Here is a 25,933-nt window from a genome sequence, read left to right as displayed (position 1 = left end):
TCAATATGAAAAATATACTTGTTTTGTGTACGGGAAACTCCTGTAGAAGTCAAATGGCTCATGGTTATCTTGAGAAGTTTTTAGAAAGAAAAGCTCAAATTTACAGCGCAGGCATTGAGACCCATGGTTTAAATCCTGGTGCAGTTTCAATTATGAAAGAAGATGGCATTGATATTTCTGGTCATACTTCTAATCACATTGATGAATATGCCCAAATAGATTTTAATTTTATCATAACCGTTTGCGATCATGCAAAAGAGAATTGTCCGTTCATTCCAAGTAAGAATGCGGTTAGATTGCACCACAACTTTTTTGATCCTTCAAAAGTTTTAGGTACTTCGGAAGAAAAGCATGCTGCTTTTTTGAAAGCCAGGAATGAGATTAAAGAGTATGTTAAGAATTTTGCAGATGAAATGCTTTAATTCTCTAAATTGTAATCTAAAGGAAGTGTATCACCAACGCGTTGTTTAGACATAAAACCCATAAAGTAAAATGCACCAACCGGACTGTAATTACCAAAACCATCAATAATAATCTCAGTATTAAAATACGGTAAGTTCGAAGTTTTTTTAGGTGAATTATTCAAAGAAGATATATGAATGGTATCTCCAATTTTAGGCTTTAAATTCTCTTTTTTCAAGACAGGTTTCTTTGCTTGGTTTTCTGAGCGGGATACCAATGTAGATTGATAATCAGTATTGTACAAAATACTTAATGGCAACCTTAGTTTTACTTTAACTGAGTCTGATGTTTTAATCGCTCTTACGTTAATATATTTAGTAGGATCAACAACAAAACCTTGGCTAAAAACTTGATAGCCTTCTGCTTCTAAGTTTTCTTTAGATAAAGCTCTCATAAAATGTAATATAGAACCTTTATAAGTTGAATCTCTTTTTTTTTCAGCATCATGATTTTTATCCTCAAGGGGTTTAAAAAATGATGTCCCAGTGTAAACTACAGACCTAACTCTAAATGTTTCTTTTTCTAAATCTACATAGCTATAATCAATTATAAAATCCTTAATATCAAACTCAATTTCATACTGTAAATTTTCGTTTTTAATACGAACAGGGCGTTTTGAAGACGCAATAAGCTGTTTTGTTTTTTTATTAAAACGTAATATGAGATCTTTTTCATTTGAAATAGTACACGATTTACCGTTTGCAGATATCCCTAAAAAATGGTCACGAAAATGGTTCATCTTTGTTTCTTTTGACATTCCATCAAAATAAGTTAGATAAACTTCGTCTAGAGAATTCTGCTCTTCTACTAATAATATTTTATAAAATTTATTTGCGCTGTAATTGTCAATGGCAATTTTTTCATAACCTAAAAAAGAAATAATTAAGGGAGAGTTTATTCCAGGCTCAACAGAAATTTCAAAAGAACCTTTATTATCTGTCGAAGTACCAATAGTTGTATTGTCAAAAAATACTGAAGCACTCTCAATAGGCTCATTACTTTTGGCATCAAGTACAATTCCAGAGATAGATTGTGCATTTACATTGATAGCACATAAAAAGAGAAGAAATTTTAATATGTTAGTCTTCAGAGTCTCCATTAGAAAATTTACGTTCCAACTCTGCTTGAAATTCTTCCATGACAGGTTTTACAGTACTTTCTGGCAAGTCAGCGATTTTGATATACATCAATCCGTCAACAGAGTTATTAAACATTGGGTCTACATTAAAAGCTACAAGCCTCGCATTTTGTTTGATGTATTTTTTAAGAAGTACTGGCAAGCGTAAAGCACCTGGCTCAATCTCATCAATGATCTTATCAAACTTATTTAAATCTGCTTCGGTTTCATCAAACACAAAATCTTTATCGGCATCTTTTAATTTTACCTTAAATTCCTTTTTAGGATGCACATATTGTGCAACGTAAGGATCGTAATAGTGGGATTTCATAAACTCAATCATCAACGATTTTGAGAAATTAGAAAACTGGTCACTAATACTCACACCACCAATCAAGAATTTATGTTCTGGATAACGTAATGTCGTGTGCACGATTCCTTTCCAAAGTAAAAAAAGAGGCATTGGTTTTTGTTGATATTCTTTAATGATGAAAGCACGTCCCATTTCTATAGACTCGCTCATCATTTTATAAAGTTCTGGTTCAAATCTAAAAAGATCTTGCAGATAAAAACCATCAATACCGTAACGTGCATAGATTCTAGAACCCAATCCCATTCTATAAGCACCAGCAATTTTTTGAGTATCTGTGTCCCATAAAAACATATGGTGGTAGTAAGTGTCAAAGCTGTCTAAATCTATAGCTTCATTGGTACCTTCGCCAATTTCTCTAAAGGTGATTTCACGTAAACGACCAATCTCGTGCAAAATATTTGGGATGAGTTTGGCTTCGGTTAAAAACACCTCGTAGTTTTTACTTTCTAGTAATCTAAAATTACCGTCCCTAAGCGCTTCAACCTCAGCAGCCATTTTTTCAGCACTAACAGAACCTACGATTCGTTTTGGTGGTTTCGCAGGAGGCTTCAACGTATTGGAGATGTTATCTAAAATTTTAGGTTTATCTGCAAAAGAATTAGATAATATATAGGTCTTACGTCTTATAAATTCTGAAAAATCAGATAGACTTTCATGTTCTTTTTGATCATTTACCGAAATTGGCCTTCCAATCCTTACCTTAATGACCCGGTTTTTTTGCGTTAGCAATTCCGAAGGTAACTTGGCAGTTCTAAACGTATCGCTAATTTTTGAAAGCTTATAGAACAACTTACTGTTTTTTGCGTGAAAGTAGATGGGTACAACAGGCACTTCTGCCTTTTGTATTAATTTCATTGCAGCCTCTTCCCACGGTCTATCAACCACTAATTTTCCATCTCTGTAAGTAGATACTTCACCAGCAGGAAAAATACCCAGTGGGTGACCGTTACGAATGTGCATTATCGCATTTTTAAAACCTGCAATGCTTGATTTTGCATCCTTTCTATCTTCAAAAGGATTTACTGGCATAATGTAAGGTTTCATAGGCTCAATACGATGTAGCAGGAAATTGGCGATAATCTTAAAATCGTCACGTTGCTCCAGCATCAATTTAAGCAACAAAATCCCATCAATACCACCAAGCGGATGATTGGAAACAGTAATATAAGCACCATCTTTTGGGAGACGTTTTAGATCTTCTTCAGGAATTTCAAACTTGATTTGAAAATCGTCCAAAATAGCATCCAAAAACTCACCATCACTTAGGTGTTTGTTGCGGTTATAAATTTTATTAAGCGTAGATATTTTTAAGAGTTTCATTAATCCCCAACCAAAAAAAGTGCCCAAAAACCCATATTTGTCTGCATGAATGGCTTTTGCAACCTCCTTTGCGGTAACTAATCCTGTATCTTGTTCTTTGGTCATATGTGATTGGTAGTAAGGGTAAAAATAGTAAATTCTTTATTGAGTTACTATTTGAATTGTTTCGTGAGTTAATTGCTTCAATAACAGTTCTTTGTCTTTTTCTATGGAAGCAATTGCCTGTTCATTATAATGTCTTACTGTATAAAGACTAACATTTTCATTAACTGTTACTTTAAATTTTGCTTTTAAATGCTGAAGCAAACGTTCTAAATTATGGTAAGTGTTCTCAAAACAGACCGAAAAACTAATGGCAGAATTCTGAATCACATCCACCTTCATTTTGTATAAATGAAGTAATTTGAAAATCTCACTAATATTTTCTTCAACGATATAACTAAAATCCAAAGATGAGAGTGAAATCAATACCTGATTCTTTTTCACGATAAAACACGGTACTTTTGGCTCAATACCAACACCTTTTCCAACTCGAGTTCCGGGATTGTTAGGGTTTAAAAACGACTTTACAAACAACGGGATTTCCTTTTGTTGTAAAGGTTGCAATGTTTTTGGGTGAATAACAGAGGCACCATAAAAAGCCAACTCAATCGCTTCTCTGTATGAAATATTATTGAGCAATTGTGCATTTTCAAAATACCGTGGATCTGCATTTAAAACACCTGGCACATCTTTCCAGATGGTAACGCTTTCCGCATTTAAGCAATACGCAAAAATGGCAGCAGTGTAATCACTTCCTTCTCTTCCCAAGGTGGTTGTGAAGTTATTGGCGTTACTTCCTAAAAAACCTTGGGTAACATTCAAGATTTTAGGATCAAAATTGGATTTGATATTGGTTTGGGTCTGTTCCCAATCTACGTTGGCTCTGCGGTAATAATCGTCTGTTTTTATAAATTCTCGTACATCCAACCAATTGTTTTTTAAGCCAATTTCGTTGAGATATGCACTTACAATAGTTGTAGAAGTTAATTCACCATACCCAATAACCTGGTCGTATACAAAATTGTAATCTGGTGATTTATTCCGAAGAAAAAAACCTTCCAAATCTTCAAAAATGGATGATACTTTTTTAAATATGGGATGTTGTGTGTTCTCAAAAAGATCCAGTAAAATCTCGTTGTGAAATTTTTTAACGTCTTGAATAGAGCTATTTAGTTCGGCTTTGTTTTCGAAATAATTTTTAATGACCAGTTCTAAAGCGTTGGTCATTTTTCCCATTGCAGAAACAACGATCAAAGTGTTTTCATAACCTACTTGCTGTAGTACAGAAGCTAGATTTTTAACGCCTTCAGCATTTTTGACCGATGCTCCACCAAATTTAAATACACGCATTTTAAATATTTGCTAAATAATTTTTAATTCCTTTTTCATCTAATTGTACAACGTCCCAATCTCTCATTACATGAGCGCCTTTTTTCTCATAGAATGCAATGGCTGGTTCGTTCCAGTCAATCACTTCCCAGCTTATACGTTTGACCTTTAAACTATCACCATAAGTGACCACAGCATCTAAAAGTGCTGTGCCTAGGCCTGAACCTCTTTTATTTTGGCTTACGATTAAATCCTCCAGATGAAGTATGTTGCCTTTCCAAGTTGAAAATCTATGGTAAACTAGGGCTATGCCTTCTACGTTAGATTCACACTCTGCAACAAAACAATCAAACTGTTTAGGATCTTGAAAAGCACCTGTGATAAGGTCATCAACAGTAATTTCTACAGCATCGGGTTCTTTTTCAAAAATAGCGAGTTCATTGATTAATTCTAGAACTCTGGGCATATCTTTTTGGGTTGCTTTTCTAATTTGAAATGACATTGTTTTTCTTTAGTTCAAATATAACTTAAACTAAATAATTTTAAGTCTTGGATAACTCGACTTTTTTCAGAAAAACAGAATATCAATATATTTAGAGCGACTTAAAATTTATTAAAATACCAACCTTTTAAAGGCATATTATGGTAATACGTAATTTAAAAGAAGGATTTTAGTTCTTTTTTAAAGAAATGGTAAAACTCGATTGTAGTTTTTTATAATTCACCCGAAAACGTTGTAGTTGACCAAAAAAATAAGATATTTGTAAAAACAATCTAACTACATGTCTAGAACAAAACAAACGCTAGGTGAATTTATTATTGAAAATCAATCTTCATTTAAATACACATCTGGCGAATTATCCCGTCTTATAAATTCCATTCGTTTAGCAGCAAAGGTTGTTAATCACGAAGTTAACAAAGCAGGTCTTGTTGATATCATTGGCGCAGCTGGTGACACAAATATTCAAGGGGAAGATCAACAAAAATTGGACGTCTATGCCAACGATAAGTTTATACAAACCTTGACCAAGCGTAACATAGTTTGCGGTATTGCGAGTGAAGAGGAAGATGATTTTATTGCCATTAACAGTCAAGATGAGAACAACCAAAATAAGTATGTGGTTTTAATAGATCCTTTGGATGGTTCGTCAAATATAGATGTCAATGTATCTGTAGGTACGATTTTTTCAATTTATAGGAGAGTAACACCTGTTGGGACTCCGGTCACGCTAGAGGATTTTCTCCAAAAGGGAGACCACCAAGTTGCTGCTGGTTATATTGTTTATGGTACATCTACAATGCTTGTCTATACTACAGGTCATGGCGTAAACGGGTTTACGTTGAACCCAGCAATAGGAACATTTTATCTGTCACATCCAGATATGCGTTTTCCTAAAGACGGAAAAATTTACTCGGTAAATGAAGGTAACTACATCCATTTCCCGCAAGGCATAAAAAATTACATTAAATATTGCCAACAAGAAGAGGGTAATCGTCCATATACAAGTCGTTATATTGGATCACTGGTATCAGATTTTCATAGAAATATGATCAAAGGAGGTATCTATTTATATCCAAAATGTTCTCAAGACTCTGCAGGAAAACTACGTCTGTTATATGAATGCAATCCTATGGCATTTTTGGCAGAGCAGGCTCATGGCAAAGCCAGTGACGGATTTACAAGAATTATGGACATTGAACCAACCGAACTCCACCAACGTGTGCCTTTTATCTGCGGAAGCAAAAACATGGTAGAAAAAGCTGAAGAGTTTATGCGTGATGCTCATTCTTAATTTTTTCATAGAACCCGAACGTTTAAGGTCTGGATAAAAATTCCTAATTTAGTATCCAGAACAAGCAAATCGAAACCTTTTAGCCCTATGAAAAAGCTTTACCCATTAATTATAGCATTCTTATTATGCGCTAGCACGTTATCTGCCCAGTTAGTTGAGGTAGTGCCTAATGTAGGTTTTTCCGCACAAGGTCTATTTTTAAATGGTGACATCTTGTATATAGGTAAACTTAATGATATTAGGAGGATTGATATAACAGAGGAGAGTCCAACCTTAGAAATTTTCTCTACGAGTATTAACCAGTCCTTTTATATGGTCCTCTATGTCAACGATTTTTATGTCTCCGCTGGCGGACCATCAGACTACAGGATAGTGAAACTGGATTTTGCCAACCCCAATGACCCACCCGTAAACGTCACCTTTCAAGATGGGTACCTTGGAGCAGTACGGGTCATGCTATTGGTGGGAGATGACCTCTATTATACAGGTCCCAATATTGACACCCTTTTTAGAATGGACCTATCGCAGGCAACTCCCTCAGCAGAGGTGGTCTACTCAGGTATAGACCTCAACAATGCGATCGCACTATACGGTAACGACATGTACATCGCAGAGTACAAGAACCCTGGCAAGCTCTATAAACTCGACATCACCGATCCTTCTGCCACTCCCATAGAACTGGCGTCTGGTCTTGAGACCCCTTATGACATGGAGTTCCTTGGTGACGAGCTGTACATTTCATTGAACACTGGTGACAAAATAGTCAAGACAGATGTGACACAGCTACCTCTGGTAATGGAGGATGTTGTCGTTGCCCTAGAGCCAAGGGACATGGTATTTGACGGTAATGAACTGTACGTGATCAATGGCATCAACAGCAATATAATCTCAAAAGTGGATGTATCAACACTTAGTGTTGCTGATGTATCACAAGATGAACGCATAGTTTTGTACCCAAATCCTACAGAGGATCTCCTTTACCTTAAAAACCTTAGCTCACAAGAAAATTATACAATCTACGATGCCATTGGTAGGACATTAATGCTTGGCAAGATTGAGCCTAACAACAGTATAGATGTCTCATCATTGGCTACTGGAAGGTACTTTATAAGGATAGGGGATTCATTCCCCCTCAATTTTGTAAAGAGATAACAGCTAACAAAAACCTAAAACATAAAAAAGCCACTATCAAAGTGGCTCTTTTTATATTATAATCATTCCGAAAACGTTCAGAATGTAAAGTGATTCTTATCGATTCATGGTCTTAATCTCTTCAATAAATGTATCAAGATCTACACCATTACTCACTAATGTCAACGCCTTATCGACCACATATTTTACGTTTTCCGAAGAAAAACCTAAACCAATTGCAATTTTACGCAATACAATTTCTTCATGATCGCCTTTAATATGATCTACATAAACCATACGTGACAAATCATATAAACGCTCTAAGCGGTTATCGTAAGATGTAGGAGGGTTTATAGGGTGTGATTTGTAATCTTTTAAAATGCTTGCATAATCATTTTCACCAATATCCAAACGTCTCGCCAAACGGTCTAAAAATGCTTTTTCTTCTTCTGTTATAATTCCGTCGTCCATTGCAACTCTTACGATGGCTGCAAAGTGATCTTCGTTTCTTCTTTTAAATCCGCTATCAAATAAATCTGAAAATGACATAAATTCTTTTTTTAGAGCGACAAAGATAGTTGTATTAAAAGAGTATTACAACAGTAGATGCTACAAAAATTTTATATTTGCACAAAATAAAATGCCTTGAGTACATCTATTCTCTCGCAAACATATGCACAGACTTTGCAAATGCAAAATCTGCAAACTGCTATTGCCAAAACTGAAACAAAAACACACCTCAAAGGTCTTATCGGGTCATCATTTTCTCTCGTTGTAAGTGAAGCATTTAAAACTGCCGACAAGCCTTTTCTTCTCATTTTCAACGACAAAGAAGAAGCAGCTTTTTATCTCAACGATTTAGAGGTGTTGCTCAATGATAAAGACGTGCTCTTCTATCCAGGAAGTTACAGGCGTCCCTATCAAATCGAGCAAACCGATAATGCCAATGTGCTTTTAAGGGCAGAGGTTTTGAACCGAATCAATTCACGTAAAAAACCCGCAGTTGTTGTCACTTATCCTGATGCGCTTTTTGAAAAAGTGGTCACGAGAAGAGAACTGGAAAAGAACACCTTAAAAATCGCGGTTGGTGATGAGCTGTCGCTAGATTTTGTGAACGAAGTCCTCTTTGAGTACAAGTTTAAACGTGTTGATTTTGTGACCGAGCCAGGGGAGTTTTCGGTACGTGGTGGTATTGTAGATGTGTTTTCGTTTTCTCACGATGAGCCTTATCGTATTGAGTTTTTTGGTGATGATGTGGATAGCATTAGAACCTTTGATGTAGAAACGCAACTCTCAACAGAGCAGATTAAAAAAATAGGCATCATCCCAAATGTTGCCAATAAATTTTTAGAAGAAAGTAGGCAGAGTTTCCTAAAATATATCGCTCAAAAAACAGTGGTATTTGCAAAAAACACAGACCTCTTGTTTTCTAGAATCGACGATTTCTTCGGAAAAGCAGAAGACGCGTTTAAAAATCTTTCTTCGGAAATGAAACATGCCTCACCAGAGGAACTGTTTTGCAATTCCGAAGCATTAAAACGAGATTTACTGGAGTTTAGTTTGGTTGAGTTTGGGACGTCCAGCGTTTTTTCCGCAGAAAAAATAGAATATAATACAACTCCGCAACCCTCATTCAATAAGCAGTTTAATCTTTTAATTGAAGATTTAAACCTTCACCACGATAAAGGCTACACGAATTATATTGTTTGCGTGAGCGAGCAACAAGCCAAGCGGTTTCATGATATTTTTGACGATGTTGATGAGAATGTGCACTATCAAACTATTGTGCTGTCTTTATATCAAGGGTTTATAGATCACGATCAAAAAATAACCTGTTATACAGACCATCAAATATTTGAGCGTTACCATAAGTTCCATCTCAAAAATGGTTATGCTAAAAAGCAAGCCATTACGCTAAAGGAATTAACCAATTTGGATATTGGCGATTACGTCACGCATATTGACCATGGAATAGGAAAATTTGGCGGACTCCAAAAAATTGATGTCGAGGGTAAAAAGCAAGAAGCCATTAAATTGGTGTATGGCGAACGTGATGTCCTGTATTTGAGTATCCACTCGCTTCATAAGATCACGAAGTTTAACGGTAAGGATGGCAAACCTCCCAAAGTCTACAAATTGGGTAGCAAAGCCTGGAAAACGCTCAAGCAAAAAACAAAATCGAGAGTTAAGGAAATTGCATTCAATTTAATAAAAGTGTATGCGAAACGAAAACTTGAAAAAGGCTACCAATACAAGCCAGACAGCTACCTACAACACGAATTGGAAGCCTCTTTTATCTATGAAGATACACCAGATCAAATCACATCAACTGCAGATATAAAAGCAGATATGGAAAGCGAACGACCAATGGATCGTCTCGTTTGTGGTGATGTTGGTTTTGGTAAAACAGAAGTGGCAATTCGTGCAGCTTTTAAAGCGGTCGATAATGGAAAGCAGGTTGCGGTTTTAGTGCCAACAACCATTTTAGCGTACCAGCACCATAAAACATTTACAGAGCGATTAAAAGATTTTCCTGTAACTGTTGATTATCTCAATAGATTCAGAACTGCAAAAGAAAAACGGGAAACCTTAGAAAAACTTGAAAAAGGTCATGTAGATATCATTATTGGAACCCATCAACTTGTCAATAAAAACGTCAAGTTTAAAGATCTTGGTTTGCTCATCGTTGATGAGGAACAAAAGTTTGGAGTTGCTGTAAAAGAAAAACTAAAAACGCTCAAGGATAATGTGGATGTGCTCACGCTAACTGCAACTCCAATACCAAGAACATTGCAATTTAGTTTAATGGCTGCACGGGATTTATCGGTTATTACAACTGCACCTCCCAACCGTTATCCTATTGAGAGTCATGTGATACGATTTAATGAGGAATCTATTAGAGATGCCATAAGTTATGAGATAGAACGTGGCGGACAAATATTCTTCATTCACAATCGTATTGAGAATATAAAGGAAGTTGCAGGTATGATCCAACGTTTAGTGCCAGATGCGAAAATAGGGATTGGACATGGGCAACTGGATGGAAAAAAACTGGAAAACCTTATGCTGGCGTTTATGAATGGTGAGTTTGATGTGCTCGTAAGTACAACCATCGTAGAAAGTGGATTGGACGTCCCGAATGCCAACACTATTTTTATAAATAATGCGAATAATTTTGGATTGAGTGATTTACACCAAATGCGTGGTCGCGTAGGTCGTAGTAATAAAAAAGCATTTTGTTATTTTATAACTCCGGAATATTCTGCAATGACCAACGATGCTCGTAAAAGAATCACTGCATTAGAGCAATTTACTGAGTTGGGAAGTGGTTTTAATATTGCGATGAAAGATTTAGAAATACGTGGCGCTGGAGATTTATTGGGAGGTGAACAAAGCGGATTTATAAATGATATTGGATTTGATACCTATCAAAAAATTCTCAATGAAGCTATTGAAGAACTTAAGGACAATGAGTTTAAAGATCTTTATGAAGACGACGGAAAAGAAAGGAACTACGTTAAGGATATCACCATTGATACCGACTTTGAACTGCTCTTCCCAGATGATTACGTAAATAATATCACAGAGCGTCTCAATTTATACACCAAGCTTAACACCTTAAAAACAGAAGAGGAATTAGAAAAATTTGAGTCTGAAATTATTGATCGCTTTGGAGAACTCCCAGTGCAGGTTGTGGATTTGTTAAATAGTGTTCGTGTAAAATGGATTGCAACACAAATAGGTTTGGAGAAAATCATCATGAAAAAAGGGCGGTTTGTTGGTTATTTCATTAACGATCAAAAGAGTGCTTTTTATCAAAGTAACAACTTCACAAAAGTCTTACAATATGTGCAAACACATCCTAACGAATGTAAGATGAAAGAAAAACAAACAAGAAATGGGTTACGTTTGCTATTGACTTTTGAAAACATAAAATCTGTGAAACAAGCGTTGAGTAAGCTTCAAAATATATGAAAGAAGCACACTTTAAACATGTTTTTTGGCTAACAATTGCAACCATATTTATTAGCACCTCTGGTGCGTTAGGTAAGTTTATAGAAATGCCAACTCCAGTCATTATATGGTGGAGATGTGCATTGGCTGCAATATGCCTATTCGCATTTTGCAGGTTTAAAAAGATTAAATTACGTATAAAATCCAATCAAGATCTAGTTACATTTATTTTAGCTGCCCTATTTATGGGTGGGCATTGGATAACTTATTTTTACGCTCTCAAATTATCAAATGTAGCCATTGGTATGCTATCTATTTTTACCTTTCCGGTGATAACAGCATTTTTAGAACCTTTCTTTTTTAAAATAAAATTTGATCCTGTGCATTTGGTTTTAGGAGCTTTAGTCCTCTTCGGAATTTACTTCCTAGCACCAGAATTTGATCTAGAAAATGACCATTTAAAAGGTGCTCTTTTTGGAGTGCTTTCTGCAGTTTTATATGCTATCCGTAATCTCATGCTCAAAAAAAAATCTGCTAATTACAATGGGAGCATGCTCATGTTTTATCAAGTTGCCATACTTACTGTTGTTTTAGCGCCAGTATTGTTTTTTATGGATACATCTGCTATCGTATCCCAGTTTCCGTATGTTATAATCTTAGCACTGCTCACCACTGCTATTGGCCATACAATGTTTATAAACAGTTTCAAATACTTTAAGGTAAGTACAGCAAGTATTATTGGGAGCACGCAACCTATATTTGGGATTATTATCGCATTTTTATTCTTGAACGAAATCCCAGAATGGAACACATTTATAGGTGGTACCTTGATCATTTCTACTGTCGTTATAGAAAGTGTGCGTTCAAAACGTAAATTGAAAGCATAAAATCATGATATTTGGCTTGATATTTGAAACTTAAAATAATGCATCACTCTGGTGACATTTAAACTATAATTTGATGAAAAGATTACTATTTCTCATTGCTTTAATTCCGTCGTTTTTGATAGCGCAACATAGTATAAGCGGAGTTTTTTCTCCTTCGGAAGATTACTCATACGCATTTTTATACAACGCTACACCTAAAGGTTTGAATTTTTTGAACAATGCAAAATTGGCTGAGGACGGAAGTTTTAGCATGCCCTTAGACTCAACAGCAACACCTGGAATCTACAAGATTGTGTATGCCATTCCGCCAGAGGAAAATAATTTTGATTTTATTTATAACGGGAAAGAATCTGTCGCGTTTACCCTAAGCATGAACGATGGTTTGGAATTTACGAGCAGTAACGAGAACAAACTTTGGGCATCTTACATTAAAAGTATGGAAATGGTTAATAGGACCATTAGTAATTTTTACGCTCAAGAAAGTACCGATAAAAAAGCGTTTAAAGAGATATTTAAAACATTGAGCGATACTCAAAAAGCCTATGAAGAATCATCAAAAGGTATGATGGCTTCAGTATTTATAAAAGCAAATACACCATACATCCCTGAAGGTTTTGAGAATTTAACCAAGTATTCAAAGAATTTAAAACGCACGTATTTAGACCATGTAGATTTTAATAATCCGCTGCTGCAAAGCTCAGACTTTTTGGTAGATCGTGTGCTTGCATATCTCTTCGGAATGACTGCCAACACAAGCAATGATCTCTATAAAAAGGATGTTGATGATTTGATGGTAAAAATTGGTGATGGTAATTCAGAACTTAAAACCACATTGTTTGAAATGATTTGGAGACGTTTTAAAAGTATGGATAATGCAGAACTAGCGAATTATGTCACAGATACCTATTTGTTAAAACTTACCGAGCTTACCAATAATGATGAGTTGCAAAAGCAATTGATGAATTATAGAAATAATGCCATTGGTAACAAAGCTGCAAATTTTGACCTATCCTACATAAAAGACGAAACCAAAATAGCGTCTTCCTTACATGATTTAGAGCTCACAAATCAATATTTAGTAATTTTTTGGAGCAGCACCTGCTCACACTGTTTAGAAGAATTGCCTAAAGTAAAGCAATTACTTGCAGCGAAAAAAGATCTCACAGTTATCGCTATTGGCTTAGAAGACGACGCAGAAAACTGGCAAAAGGCAATTGAAGCGTATCCAGATTTTATTCACGTTTTAGGATTAGAAAAATGGGATAATCCATTAGCTAGTACTTACGCCATAGAAGCAACACCATCATTTTTCTTATTGGACAAAGACAAAACGATTATTGCAAAACCTTATGATGTAGAGAATTTAAAGGAGTTTTTAAAATAACGCTAAAAAGTTTTAGCGAGTCGGTAAATTTCCGAAGAAAAATAAAAAACCCTTGATTTGATTATCAAGGGTTTTTAGTTATGATCTAGTATTTAAAATCACTCTCTATTTATCAACTACTGCATAACCTTGCCCAATTTCTTCAATTTCTTTTTCTTCAGCAGTTTTGGTTTCAGATCCAAACTTGGTCTTAAACCACATTTTTAATTTAATGCTCAAAAAGAATAAGATTGGGACAACAATTAAGGTTAAGAAGGTTGCAATTAACAATCCGTAAATAACCGTCCAGGCTAAAGGTCCCCAAAACACAACATTGTCTCCTCCCATATAAATATTAGGGTTAAAATCTGCGAATAGTGTAAAGAAGTTAATATTTAAACCGATAGCTAAAGGGATCAATCCTAAAATGGTCGTGATTGCAGTTAACAATACAGGTCTTAAACGTGCTTTTCCTGCGGTTACGATACTTTCAAAAAGATCTTCCGAAGTTAAAAATTCATCGTCGTCGAGGTCTAGGTCATTTTTCTTTCTGTCAATTAAAAGTTGTGCATAATCGAGTAAAACCACACCGTTGTTAACAACAATTCCTGCTAATGAAATGATACCAACCATGGTCATCATAATCACGAAGGCACTCCCAGAAATAACGATACCACCAAACACACCAATAAAACTTAAGAATATTGCAATCATTATAATTGTTGGTTTTGAAACCGAATTAAACTGAAATATCAATATGAAGAAAATCAAGCCAAGTCCAGTAAAAAACGCTCCCATTAAAAAGGCCATTTGCTTGTTCTGTTCTTCAATTTGCCCTGTGTAATCGACTTTTATATCGTCCGGAAGGCCATCATAACTCTTCATCTCATTTTGAATTTGAGTTACAATTGCACCAGCATCTGTATAACCTGGAGCCAACGCAGAATATACCGTCACCACACGCTTGGTCTCTCTATGTTTTATGGCACTAAACCCAGAGTTGTTTTTCTGTTTTGCAACTGTAGATAAAGGGATTTCCTTAATTTGGCCTGTGTTGTCTCTAAACGTAATATTTTGGTTAAACAGCGCACTCGTATTATATCTGTTCTCTTCATTGAAACGAACGTAAATATCAAAATCGTCACCATCTTCTTTGTAAATACCAGCTTTAGAGCCAAAAATTGAGTTACGTAACTGTTGTCCAACTTGTGATGCGCTTACACCCAGTTCACCAGCTTTTTCTCGATCTACTTCAACCTGCATTGTTGGTTTGTCTTTATTGACATCAATTTTAAGTTCATCAATACCAGCAATGTTTTTTGAGTTTATAAACTCACGCATTTGCTCTGCGGTGGCAATAAGCTCGTTGTAATCCTTACCTTCAATTTCAATATTAATTGGTGCACCAGCAGGTGGCCCATTAGCATCTTTTTCTACGGAAATCAATACGCCAGGATAGATCCCAACCAAGGCTTCCTGTACTTTTTGGCGTAATAGTTCACTATCCTCTCCACGTCGGTACTTGTATTCACGCATTGAGGCTGTTATTTTTGCTTTGTGTGGCATTTCCGCAGCAGAACCTCCATCGGTCTGAGGATTTCCAGCGCCCTCACCAACTTGGGACACAGCACTTTCTACTAAGAAATTTCTACCATCATCCATATATTCATCTTGGTTGATAACATCGTAAACACGTTGTTCTATTTGAGATGTAATGGCGTTGGTTTTTTCGATAGCGGTTCCCTGAGGATATTCGATATAAACAATAATCTGGTTAGGTTTATTATCTGGAAAAAACTCAACTTTGGTACGTTGCGTACTTAGAGAAATTCCGAAGGCAATAAAAGCAGCAATCAGCAATAAAAACGTACCAATACTTAAAATGTAAGGTCGTTTCTTAGACAGTGCTCCACGTAATTGGCGCTCGTACCAGTTCTCTAATTTTACCAACGTACTATTTTGGAATTTGTTCGCCCAGTTTCTAATAAAAAAGCGATATGCCCAAAGCATGATAGCTGTAAAAATCATAACGGTTCCCAAACCTCTGTAGGCGCCACCAAAAATTAAAATAAGAACACCAATCACTGCAACAATACTGGTTATTTTGATGATTTGCTGTAATGGCATATCCTTATCTTCAATTGTCATATAGCGTGACACTAAAACCGAGTTAAAAAAGATAGCTACAAACAATGATGATCCTAAAACTATAGAAAGTGTAATAGGCAAAATTTTCATGAACTCACCCATAATTCCGGGCCATAAACCTAACGGAACAAAGGCAGCAACCGTAGTAGCAGTCGAGATTATAATTGGGAAGGCAATTTCTCCAATCCCTTTTTTTGCTGCTTCAATCCTGCTCAGGCCTTCATCTTCCATGAGTCGGTAAACGTTCTCCACAACAACAATCCCGTTATCGACGAGCATTCCCAGACCCATGATGAGTCCGAAAAGGACCATCGTGTTTAAACTATATCCAATCATATTTAAAATCATGAGCGACATAAACATTGACATTGGAATAGCAAAACCAACAAAAAGTGCGTTTTTAAATCCTAAAAAGAACATCAATACGGTAACTACTAAGATGACACCAAAAATGATGTTATTAACTAAATCGTCAACTTGACCAATTGTTTTTTCCGATTGGTCATTTGTGATAGAAACCTCTAAGTCTGCAGGAAATTCATCAGCAATTGCATCCTGTACAATCACTTGTATTTGTTCTGCTGCAGCCACCATATTTTTACCAGCACGTTTTTTAACATCGAGCATGACTACTGGCTTACCAGATTTTCTAGCAAACGTGGTTTTGTCTTTTTCAGTAAAAAATACTTCAGCTAAATCTTTAAGATAGATAGGGTTTCCGTTTTCTGCTTTAACAACAAAATTTTCAAGCTCTTCCGGTGTTTCAATTTCGCCTAAAATTCTAATGGTACGACGTTGACCGCTGGCTTTTAAATTTCCTGCAGACATGGTCATATTCCCACCGTTTATGGCATTTATGATATCTGAAAACGTCACTTTTGCAGCCATCATTTTATAAATGTCTACCGCAACTTCAACCTCTTTTTCTTGTGCGCCACGTATATCTGCTTTCTTTATCTCTTGTAGATCTTCTATCTCATCTTGAAGATATTCTGCATATTCCTTTAATCTTTCAATAGGGTAATCTCCTGAAATATTAATGTTTAAGATTGGCATTTCTTCGGAAAGGCTCAACTCAAAAACATCTGGTTCTACTTTTGCACCATTAAATGTTGGCCAGTCTTCGCTAGAAGTTTCACTATCAATTTCATCCTTGACCTTTTGTTTGGCTTGCTCAACAGTAATGTTTTCGTCAAACTCAACAATAATCATAGAGTAATCTTCTTGTGACGTTGAGGTAATCTCAACCTTATTACTTACAATGTTAAGTTTATCCTCAAGAGGATCTGTAACCAGTTTTTCAATGTCTTCCGCAGTATTTCCAGGATATATGGTGCTTACATAAATCTTTGTTTCGTTAACCTCAGGGAAGTTCTCTCTAGGCATACTGAAAAAAGCAGAAATACCTAAGTAGAAAAATAAAGCAATAAGAACAAACATCGTGGTTTTGTTGTTAATCGCCATCGATGATAAGCCAAATTCCTTATCTACGTTTTTTTTGTTTTTCTTAGTCATTAGTCTTTGGTTTTGAGACGTTAGAGTGATTTGTTAAATAGCTTTGAAGGCCAGAAGTCATTTTAGATAATTCTTCTAAATTTTGTCTAATACTTTTGTTTTCTTCATCACTTATATACTTGAGTCTTCTTGCGATAGTAGAGCAAACGACACATTCTTTTATGGAACCTTTTGAAATGTTTAAAAATCTATTGAATTGAGCATTAGTATCTCCAGAGCCTTCAGCAATATTTAGAGCAATTGAAACTGAAGCTCTTTGAAACTGAGAACTCAAGCCAAACAATTCTTTTTTTGGAAAGTTCTCAGTGGTCTTATATGTGTTATCAATAAAATCTAATGCTTTTTGATACACGTTTAAATCTTCAAAACTAAATTTTATGTCTTTCATAATTATTGTAAATTCTAATATACATATGAGTGATTTCTATAGGCTATTGACTAGATACTATCGTCTTCTTCATAATTAATAACTTCTACAGACTGTCCGTCTCGTACACTTCTTGCGCCTTCTTTTATGATTTCAGCACCATCTTCTATGCCTTTTAAGACCTCAATATTATCGCCCTGGGTTTTTCCGGTTTCTATAATCACACGTTTTGCAACGCCTATATTTTTACTGTCTTTATTGTTGACTACGTATACGTATTGCTCGCCTTCAGCATTTTCAGAAATAACACTCTGCGGAATCAATAAGGCGTTTTCACTGGTATAATCATTGATTTTTAGTCGTGCTGTAAGATTTGGTTTGATGCTTTTATCGTTATTTGGGATTTCAATTTCAGCCTTAAACGTTCGGTTTGCTGGATTGATAACATCTCCAGCCTGACGAATTTTAGTTTCTATCGTTTTCCCCAAAACAGGAAGGTCTACCGTGACATTTTTACCTTTTGTGATATTGCCTACGTAGCGTTCGGGAACTTCTGTTTCTATATACATGTTGTCTAAATTGACAATACGCAATATTGGTGTTTGTCCAGCTCCGACAACGCTACCTTGTTCAGTAATAACATCGTCAATGGTTCCAGCAAAAGGCGCTTTTATCATAGTTTTGCTAATTTGCTGATTTAATTGATTTACCGCTTCTTGTTGGGACTCGTAAGTGGATTTGGCCTGCAAGTATTGAATTTCGCTACCAATATTTTGTTCCCAAAGTCTTTTTTGACGCTCGTAAGTAGTTTTGGCTAAATCAGCTTGAATTTTTATTTGAGCAATTTGCTGGCTCAACCCACCATCATCTACTTTTGCAAGTAGTTGTCCTTTGTTTACTTTTTGTCCTTCTTTAACGTAAACGTTTGTCAAAATCCCACTATACTCTGGAGTTATCGTTAATAAATCTTTTGTAGTGACATTACCTTGTAATTCGATCACGTGATTAAACACTTCATTTTTTGCATTAAACGTTGTGATTAAAGGGACATGTTTTGTAGTGTCAAGAGATTTGATTTTTTCATCAAGCAATTTGATTTTATGGTTTAAAGCTTGTTGTTCATTAACAAGTTCTCCACGCTTTGCTCTTATGCTTTCAAGATTTCCTTTTTCTATTACATTTTCTACGGAATTCTTTTTGTCTCCAGAACAAGAGACTATAATTAAGGTCGCGATTAGTATTGAATATATATGTTTCATTGATAATTGTGTTTAGTTGTTGATTGGTGAGTTTAATGCGGTTTCTAATGCAGCTTTAGAATTAATCACATCCAGCATGGCTTGTAATAATTCTTGCTGTGCAGTATATAATTGGGTTTGTGCTTGTCTAAGTTCAAAACTAGACCCGATACCTTCAAAAAATTTAGTTTGGTTCTTGTTTTCAATGCGCTCGGCTAATTCGAGATTTTTCTTTTTGTTCTCATAATCTTCTATGGCAAATTGATAATTACTTTTTGCAGACGCAATTTCTAATTTTATTTTTTGTTCGGTTTCGGTAAGGTCTATTTTAGATTTTTCTAAATTAATTTCAGCACGTTGTGTAGCAGCGCTTCGCATACCAGAACTAAAGATTGGAATGCTTAAATTGACACCAACCAATGACGATCCAAACCATGGTTGGCTACTATTCGTAAAATTAAATTTGTCGCTAAATGATGAATATCCTCCATTTACAAAAGCATTTAAAGTTGGCAATGCTTTACTTTTTTCAAGTTTAACCATTAAGCTTTTGGCTTCGGTATCATTTTCTGCAATTTGATAATCAATGGTGTTTTGAGGATTTCCTTCTGTTTCCAAAAGACTCAAAGACATATTATTTTCTGCTAGGGTTTCTAAATTATCGGTTAATATTAGTGTGTTATATACATCCAAGCCTAAAGTGATATTGAGCATTTGGTAGGCTAAGGTTTTTAACCTTTCAGTATTATTAAGCATACTTTTAACACTTGATAAGGTGATTTGTAGTTGCTCAACACTTTCTTCTTCACCTAAACCGTTTTCATAGATTTTAGTGGTTTCAAAGAGGTTTTTTTCCAGCACAGCGATGTTTCTTTCTAAAATAAAGACGCTTTCTTCTGTGAGTAGCACATTTCCGTAGGCATCAATAACTGCTTTTCTTACCTCAAGGTCGGTTTTGGTCTTTGCGTTTTTAGAGATTTCCAAAAACACTTTTGCAGATTGTAAACCCACTATATAAGAGCCATCAAAGATTTTTTGATTTAAGGTGGCAAACGCGTTTACACTTTGTTTGGTGCCAAATACAACTTCTTGGAACTCGCCAGGACTGCCTCCAAAAAACTCTGCTGGAATTACCTGTACCTGTTGTTTTAAAAAGTTTTGATAATCTACGCTAGCACTAATTTGAGGTAAACCAGAGGCTGTCGTTTCCCATTTTTGCTGTTTTGCAGCTTCAATGTCTAATGCAGCATTTTTGGATTGTCTGTTATTTTCTAGAGCATAATCTATAGCTTCCTGTAAGCTGAGGTTTGTTGGTATTTCTTGCGAAAAACCAATGGAAACCATTAATAGACATGTGATTAATATGAGCAGTTTTCTCATAAGTTTAATGATTGGTTGTTAGTAATTGTGTTAATTTTTCTAGTCCTTTTATAGTACAAATCCCTCTTAAGTGGTATTCTAAATAATTATCCATAAGCACGTGCATTGAAAAGTTTTCAAGCGGAAATATATCCTGATCTTTCAACGACATCATGCCATTTATATAGAGTCTTGCAGTGAATTCTACGTTTATGTTTTTTCTATAAAGTCCTTGTGATACACCTCGATCGAGATTTTGAGAAACGCAGCCATGCATTTTTTCAAATTGTTTTTTCTTTATGGTCGCACAAATCTTAGGATAGTATTTCTGTAATTGGTATTGAGGCGATGATTTCTCGTTTTTGAGATGTAGCATTACAAACTGTTTGATCTCATAGATTTCTTCAATAGGATTTTTTTCAAGTTCACAAATGCAGTCAATACCGTGAGAAATAAATTCGAATACCTGAAGCGTTGTAGCCTCTACCAATTTCGTTTTATTCGTAAAATGTTGATAAATCGTTTTTTTTGATATACCCATTTCACTGGCAATATCATCCATAGTAACGCTCTTAAACCCTAAGTTTAAGAACATATCTGCCGATTTGTGTATAATTTTGTCTTTCATATTATTGGGCAAAAGTACAACAGGAAACTTTAAAAACAAAAAAAGTTTCCAAAGTTTTACGGTTATTTAACATTAGCTTAAACTTGAAGAGTGGTTGAGAATAAATTGATTTACATTATTTTTGCACAATGCAAAAAATCTCAACCTATCACGATGCGTTTGTAAATTATTTAAACGCATATATAACGCCCAAAGAGCCAAGCAATCTTTACGAGCCAATTAATTATATTTTAAAACTTGGAGGTAAACGTTTACGACCAATTTTAACGCTCATAACTGCCGAAATTTTTAATGGTGATCTTAATAAAGCTATGGATGCTGCACTAAGCGTTGAGGTATTTCATAATTTTTCTCTTGTGCATGATGATATCATGGACGACGCACCGTTAAGACGCGGTAAAACCACTGTTCACGAAAAATGGGATGTCAATACGGGAATTCTTTCTGGAGATGCGATGCTCATTATGGCCTACCAGTTGTTCGAGAATTATGAATCTAAGCAGTTTCAGGATTTGGCAAAATTGTTTAGTAAAACTGCGTTGGAGGTTTGTGAAGGACAACAATATGATGTTGATTTTGAAACTCGAGACGATGTCACCATACCCGAATATTTAAAGATGATCGAGTATAAAACTGCGGTTTTGGTTGGTGCTGCCATGAGAATGGGAGCTATTGTAGCCAATGCATCGCAAGATTGTCAAGATGCTATTTATAACTTCGGAAAAAATTTGGGTATTGCCTTTCAATTACAGGATGATTATTTAGATGCTTTTGGAGATCCCAACACATTTGGCAAGCAGGTTGGAGGCGATATCATTGAAAATAAAAAAACCTATTTATATTTAAAAGCACTTGATTTTTCTGATGCTGCCGATAAGTTACAATTGGAGCGTTTGTATAGTGTAAACCCAACTGATCCAACAGATAAAATAGACACTGTAAAACAATTGTTTGTGTCAAGTGGTTCTGCAGAAGCAACAAAAAAGGAAATTGAAAATTATACAATTAAAGCATTCTCGGTTTTAGATGCGCTCAAAATTTCCGAAGAAAATAAAAACGCTCTCAAAGCTTTTGGTAACAATCTAATGAACCGAAACGTATAATGCAATTACCCACAACTTTTGAGGATTTGATAGCAACTTCGGAAGAACAAAATCTCTATCATAAGTTGATCAAACAGATCAATAAAGACTTTTTACTGGCCAATATCGATCTTGATTTTGAGGAAAATATTCTTCCAACGAGCCTAAAATATTTATTGCATGAAGTAGTCTTTAAGTTGATCAATGAAAAATTTGCTGAGTATCTTAACTTACTGTACATTATAGATGTTTCCGAAGAAAAAATAAAGCAACTTGATGGAAGTGATTCTTTAAAACTCTCTGATCAGGTCACTTTTTTAATTTTACAACGTGAGTGGCAAAAGGTGTGGTATCGTAATGCGTATTCTTAAAATTTGCGATGAAATTAATCTGTCAGCTGATGTTGTGTAAATTAAAAAAATACCCTAAAAAAAGGAGTTAAAGGGTCTACATAAACACTTTTATCCCTGTCGTAAAGCACATCGTATCTAATCCCTAAAGTTACATTATTTACACGATACCCCAAACCAACAAATAGGGCTGGTACCCAATAATTACGATCTTCAAAAAGGTTGTTGTCAAATTTTTGATTGACATTGAGGTATTCAAATTCTCCAGAAACCTGAAGTTGGTCAATAGGATTAAATAAACTAATAACGCTTGCTCCTAAAATGGTAGAATTGTAAGAGTTTTTCAAACTATTATAAGTGCCATTTAGACCTAATCCCATTGAAAATTGGTTATTAAAATCATAAATAGCACTTGGTGCTAGCGTCCCACTAAAAAAACCATCTCCACCAAAACTTAAACCAATACCACCTCCAAATCTCACATTTTGCCAAAATTTGCTTTCTTGCACGTTATCTTGGGCAAGAGATTGATATGGAATCGCTAGAAAAAGGACAAATAAATAGAAGTATTTTAGCTTTGGACGATTAAAAATTTTCATAAATCTAAATTTGAGTTAAATAAGGCCTATAAATATACCAAAAACGTATCTAATTTTAGTAAAAGTTGTATTTTTGAATAAACTTTGTTGAAGCCAAAACGACATCAACCATTTTATGGATAAATATTCTTTTTTAAACGCAGCACATACAGCATATTTTGCTGATTTATACGAACAATACCAAAAACATCCTGATTCTGTTGAGCCAAGCTGGAGAGCCTTTTTTCAAGGTTACGACTTTGGCAGCGAAAGCTACGGTATGGAAGAAGCCCTTACCGAAGGTGTTTCTACCCAAATACCAGAGCATGTACAAAAGGAATTTCAAGTTGTAAAATTAATTGACGGTTATAGAAACCGTGGCCATTTGTTTACAAAAACAAATCCAGTTAGAGATCGCAGAAAATATGAGCCAACGCTAGCAATTGAAAACTTTGGGTTATCACAATCAGATTTAGACACCGTTTTTAACGCAGGTGAGATTTTAGGTATTGGCAAGCAACCGTTAAGAGAGATCATTAGACATCTAGAGAGTATTTATTGCGACTCTATTGGTGTTGAATATATGTATATTAGAAAGCCAGAAGAAATTGAGTGGATTCAAAATAAACTCAATATCAATGACAATCAACCAAATTTTTCTTCGGAAGAAAAAAAGCATATCCTCAAAAAGTTAAATGAAGCAGTCTCATTTGAGAGCTTTTTACACACCAAATATGTTGGACAAAAACGATTTTCTCTAGAAGGGAACGAATCTTTGATACCAGCATTAGACTCATTAATCGAAAACGCAGCGCAACATGGTGTGAAGGAGTTTGTAATGGGTATGGCACATCGTGGACGATTGAGTACACTTACCAATATCTTCGGAAAAAGTGCCAAAGACATATTTAGTGAATTTGATGGAAAGGATTACGAGCAAGAAATTTTTGATGGCGATGTAAAATATCACTTAGGATGGACCAGTAATCGCAAAACTGAAGGTGGTCACGAAATCAACCTTAACATTGCACCAAACCCATCACATTTAGAAACGGTTGGCGCAGTAGTTGAAGGTATTGTAAGAGCAAAACAAGACGATAAATATTCAGATAATCCATCTCAGGTTTTACCAATCGTAGTTCATGGCGATGCAGCGATTGCAGGTCAAGGTTTGGTTTACGAAGTCATTCAAATGGCAAATTTAGATGGCTATAAAACCAATGGTACCATCCATATTGTAGTCAATAATCAAATTGGTTTTACGACTAATTATTTAGATGCAAGAACAAGTACCTATTGTACAGATGTTGGTAAAGTCACATTATCACCAGTACTTCATATTAACGCAGATGATGCAGAAGCAGTAGTACATGCGATGTTGTTTGCTTTGCATTTTAGAATGAAATTTAAGCGTGACGTTTTTATAGATTTATTGGGTTACAGAAAGTATGGTCATAACGAAGGTGATGAACCTCGTTTTACACAACCTAAACTTTATAAGGCAATTGCCAAGCATAAAAATCCGAGAGATATTTATGCTGAAAAGTTGATGGCAGAAGGTATAATCGATGACAGTTATGTTTCAGAATTAGAAAAACTATACAAGGATAAATTAGAAGAGAATCTTGAAGATTCTAGAAAAATAGACAAAACAGTAATCACTCCTTTTATGGCAGATGAGTGGGAAAACTACAATACCGTTACAGAAGATAAAATGCTAAAACCAATTGATACTACTTTTTCAAAAGAGGGTTTAGCAAAAATTACAAAGGTCATTTCAAACTTGCCAAAAGATAAGAAGTTCATTCGCAAAATTGAACGTTTAGTAGAATCACGTCAAACAATGTTTGATGACGATAAACTAGATTGGGCAATGGCAGAGCATTTAGCTTACGGTACATTGCTAGAAGAAGGTTACGATGTTCGTATTTCTGGTCAGGATGTAGAGCGTGGGACGTTTTCACACAGGCATGCAGTTGTTAAAGTAGAAGATAGCGAAGAAGAAATCTTATTATTAAACCAAATTAGTGATAAACAAGGAAAATTCTTTATATACAACTCATTACTTTCAGAATATGGTGTTGTAGGTTTTGATTACGGTTATGCCATGGCAAGCCCACAAACTTTGGTAATTTGGGAAGCCCAATTTGGCGATTTTAGTAATGGCGCTCAAATAATGTTAGATCAGTACATTTCCGCAGCAGAAGATAAATGGAAACTTCAAAACGGACTGGTTATGTTATTGCCTCACGGTTATGAGGGTCAAGGCGCAGAGCATTCATCAGGTCGCATGGAACGTTATTTACAGCTATGTGCAAAAGATAATATGTTCGTAATGGATTGTACAACGCCTGCAAATATGTATCATTTACTTAGAAAACAAATGAAGGCAGAGTTTAGAAAGCCATTAATCATATTTACACCTAAAAGTTTATTACGTCATCCATTAGTCGTCTCTACGGTAGATGAATTTGCAAACGGAAGTTTCAAAATGGTCATTGATGACGATAGTGTAAAAACAGACAATGTTAAATCACTGGTATTTGTTACAGGTAAATTTTACTACGATTTATTAGAAGAACGCAAACAATTAGAACGAGACGATGTTGCCCTAGTAAGAGTGGAACAATTATTCCCTTTACCAGAAAAGCAGATCAAAGAGGCAATTGAAAAATATAAAAATGCAGATGATATTGTTTGGGCACAAGAAGAACCAAGAAATATGGGAGCTTACAGCCACATATTAATGCATTTAGATGAGGCCAGAAATTTTAGAGCAGCATCGAGAAGACCATATGGAGCACCAGCTGCAGGTAGTAGTGTGCGCTCAAAGAAACGTCACCAAGAAGTTATTGATTATGTTTTTGATAAATCAAAAAACAATCAACGTTAGAACA

The 25,933-nt window shown here is 35.3% G+C and carries 20 protein-coding genes; 9 read left to right on the top strand and 11 right to left on the bottom strand.

What is annotated here, in order from left to right; translation table 11 throughout:
- Positions 1-5 precede the first annotated feature (5 nt).
- Positions 6-422, top strand: a complete 417-nt coding sequence (locus GQ40_RS11555) for an arsenate reductase ArsC (RefSeq protein ID WP_047548408.1) — start codon at positions 6-8, stop codon at positions 420-422.
- On the opposite strand, the gene GQ40_RS11550 is transcribed toward GQ40_RS11555, so the two are convergent.
- From GQ40_RS11550 to GQ40_RS11535, 4 genes are read right to left on the bottom strand one after another with little or no spacing between them, the layout of a single operon-like run.
- Positions 419-1,561, bottom strand: a complete 1,143-nt coding sequence (locus GQ40_RS11550; protein WP_047548405.1) for a carboxypeptidase-like regulatory domain-containing protein — start codon at positions 1,559-1,561, stop codon at positions 419-421. The two genes, GQ40_RS11555 and GQ40_RS11550, sit on opposite strands and share 4 nt — an antisense overlap.
- On the bottom strand, positions 1,542-3,377 hold the full coding sequence (locus tag GQ40_RS11545; protein WP_047548402.1) for a GNAT family N-acyltransferase: 1,836 nt from the start codon (positions 3,375-3,377) through the stop codon (positions 1,542-1,544). Before GQ40_RS11545 ends, GQ40_RS11550 begins: the two co-directional genes overlap by 20 nt.
- 36 nt (positions 3,378-3,413) lie before the next feature.
- Positions 3,414-4,664 (bottom strand): aspartate kinase, encoded by a 1,251-nt coding sequence (locus GQ40_RS11540; RefSeq protein WP_047548399.1) that lies wholly within the window; start codon positions 4,662-4,664, stop codon positions 3,414-3,416.
- A gap of 1 nt (position 4,665) precedes the next feature.
- Entirely contained in the window at positions 4,666-5,145 is a 480-nt protein-coding gene (locus tag GQ40_RS11535) for a GNAT family N-acetyltransferase (protein ID WP_047548395.1), read from the bottom strand.
- A gap of 280 nt (positions 5,146-5,425) precedes the next feature.
- On the opposite strand from GQ40_RS11535, the gene fbp reads away from it, so the two are divergent.
- On the top strand, positions 5,426-6,436 hold the full coding sequence (gene fbp / locus GQ40_RS11530; protein WP_047548392.1) for a class 1 fructose-bisphosphatase: 1,011 nt from the start codon (positions 5,426-5,428) through the stop codon (positions 6,434-6,436).
- A gap of 87 nt (positions 6,437-6,523) precedes the next feature.
- Positions 6,524-7,588 carry a T9SS type A sorting domain-containing protein gene (locus GQ40_RS11525; protein ID WP_047548389.1) on the top strand — a complete coding sequence of 355 codons (1,065 nt, stop codon included), beginning with the start codon at positions 6,524-6,526 and terminating at the stop codon, positions 7,586-7,588.
- A 96-nt stretch (positions 7,589-7,684) separates the two neighbouring features.
- On the opposite strand, the gene GQ40_RS11520 is transcribed toward GQ40_RS11525, so the two are convergent.
- On the bottom strand, positions 7,685-8,116 hold the full coding sequence (locus GQ40_RS11520) for a fructose 1,6-bisphosphatase (protein ID WP_047548386.1): 432 nt from the start codon (positions 8,114-8,116) through the stop codon (positions 7,685-7,687).
- A 141-nt stretch (positions 8,117-8,257) separates the two neighbouring features.
- Between GQ40_RS11520 and mfd the strand changes: the two genes are divergently transcribed.
- The 3 genes from mfd (at position 8,258) to GQ40_RS11505 (ending at position 13,792) form a co-directional block, all read left to right on the top strand.
- Positions 8,258-11,542, top strand: coding sequence for a transcription-repair coupling factor (mfd, locus tag GQ40_RS11515; protein ID WP_410523954.1), 3,285 nt, complete (start codon positions 8,258-8,260; stop codon positions 11,540-11,542).
- Positions 11,539-12,408 (top strand): DMT family transporter, encoded by an 870-nt coding sequence (locus GQ40_RS11510; RefSeq protein WP_047548380.1) that lies wholly within the window; start codon positions 11,539-11,541, stop codon positions 12,406-12,408. Before mfd ends, GQ40_RS11510 begins: the two co-directional genes overlap by 4 nt.
- A gap of 73 nt (positions 12,409-12,481) precedes the next feature.
- Positions 12,482-13,792: a TlpA family protein disulfide reductase gene (locus GQ40_RS11505; RefSeq protein ID WP_047548378.1), complete on the top strand. Its 1,311-nt coding sequence runs from the start codon at positions 12,482-12,484 to the stop codon at positions 13,790-13,792.
- Positions 13,793-13,897: 105 nt separating this feature from the next.
- On the opposite strand, the gene GQ40_RS11500 is transcribed toward GQ40_RS11505, so the two are convergent.
- Genes GQ40_RS11500 through GQ40_RS11480 form a run of 5 tightly spaced genes read right to left on the bottom strand, consistent with a single transcriptional unit; the run spans position 13,898 to position 21,026 of the window.
- Entirely contained in the window at positions 13,898-17,434 is a 3,537-nt protein-coding gene (locus GQ40_RS11500; RefSeq protein ID WP_047548375.1) for an efflux RND transporter permease subunit, read from the bottom strand.
- Entirely contained in the window at positions 17,427-17,822 is a 396-nt protein-coding gene (locus GQ40_RS11495) for a four helix bundle protein (protein WP_047548372.1), read from the bottom strand. The genes GQ40_RS11500 and GQ40_RS11495 overlap by 8 nt, the downstream gene beginning before the upstream one ends.
- A 50-nt stretch (positions 17,823-17,872) precedes the next feature.
- Positions 17,873-19,060: an efflux RND transporter periplasmic adaptor subunit gene (locus GQ40_RS11490; RefSeq protein ID WP_047548370.1), complete on the bottom strand. Its 1,188-nt coding sequence runs from the start codon at positions 19,058-19,060 to the stop codon at positions 17,873-17,875.
- Between the two features lie 12 nt (positions 19,061-19,072).
- Positions 19,073-20,419 carry a TolC family protein gene (locus GQ40_RS11485; RefSeq protein WP_047548367.1) on the bottom strand — a complete coding sequence of 449 codons (1,347 nt, stop codon included), beginning with the start codon at positions 20,417-20,419 and terminating at the stop codon, positions 19,073-19,075.
- Positions 20,420-20,423: 4 nt separating this feature from the next.
- Positions 20,424-21,026, bottom strand: coding sequence for a TetR/AcrR family transcriptional regulator (locus GQ40_RS11480; protein ID WP_047548364.1), 603 nt, complete (start codon positions 21,024-21,026; stop codon positions 20,424-20,426).
- A 128-nt stretch (positions 21,027-21,154) separates the two neighbouring features.
- Here GQ40_RS11480 and GQ40_RS11475 point away from each other — a divergent pair, with 128 nt between their 5' ends.
- Positions 21,155-22,129 carry a polyprenyl synthetase family protein gene (locus GQ40_RS11475; protein ID WP_047548361.1) on the top strand — a complete coding sequence of 325 codons (975 nt, stop codon included), beginning with the start codon at positions 21,155-21,157 and terminating at the stop codon, positions 22,127-22,129.
- Positions 22,129-22,479: a hypothetical protein gene (locus tag GQ40_RS11470; RefSeq protein WP_047548358.1), complete on the top strand. Its 351-nt coding sequence runs from the start codon at positions 22,129-22,131 to the stop codon at positions 22,477-22,479. Before GQ40_RS11475 ends, GQ40_RS11470 begins: the two co-directional genes overlap by 1 nt.
- 41 nt (positions 22,480-22,520) lie before the next feature.
- On the opposite strand, the gene GQ40_RS11465 is transcribed toward GQ40_RS11470, so the two are convergent.
- Positions 22,521-23,057 (bottom strand): hypothetical protein, encoded by a 537-nt coding sequence (locus GQ40_RS11465; protein ID WP_047548355.1) that lies wholly within the window; start codon positions 23,055-23,057, stop codon positions 22,521-22,523.
- Positions 23,058-23,172: 115 nt separating this feature from the next.
- Between GQ40_RS11465 and GQ40_RS11460 the strand changes: the two genes are divergently transcribed.
- The gene (locus GQ40_RS11460; protein ID WP_047548353.1) at positions 23,173-25,929 is read left to right on the top strand and encodes a 2-oxoglutarate dehydrogenase E1 component; all 2,757 of its coding nucleotides are present in this window, start codon (positions 23,173-23,175) and stop codon (positions 25,927-25,929) included.
- The last annotated feature ends 4 nt before the right edge of the window (positions 25,930-25,933 follow it).

The organism is Psychroserpens sp. Hel_I_66 (assembly GCF_000799465.1).
GTDB lineage: Bacteria > Bacteroidota > Bacteroidia > Flavobacteriales > Flavobacteriaceae > Psychroserpens.
This window is presented reverse-complemented; position numbering and strand designations above follow the sequence as displayed.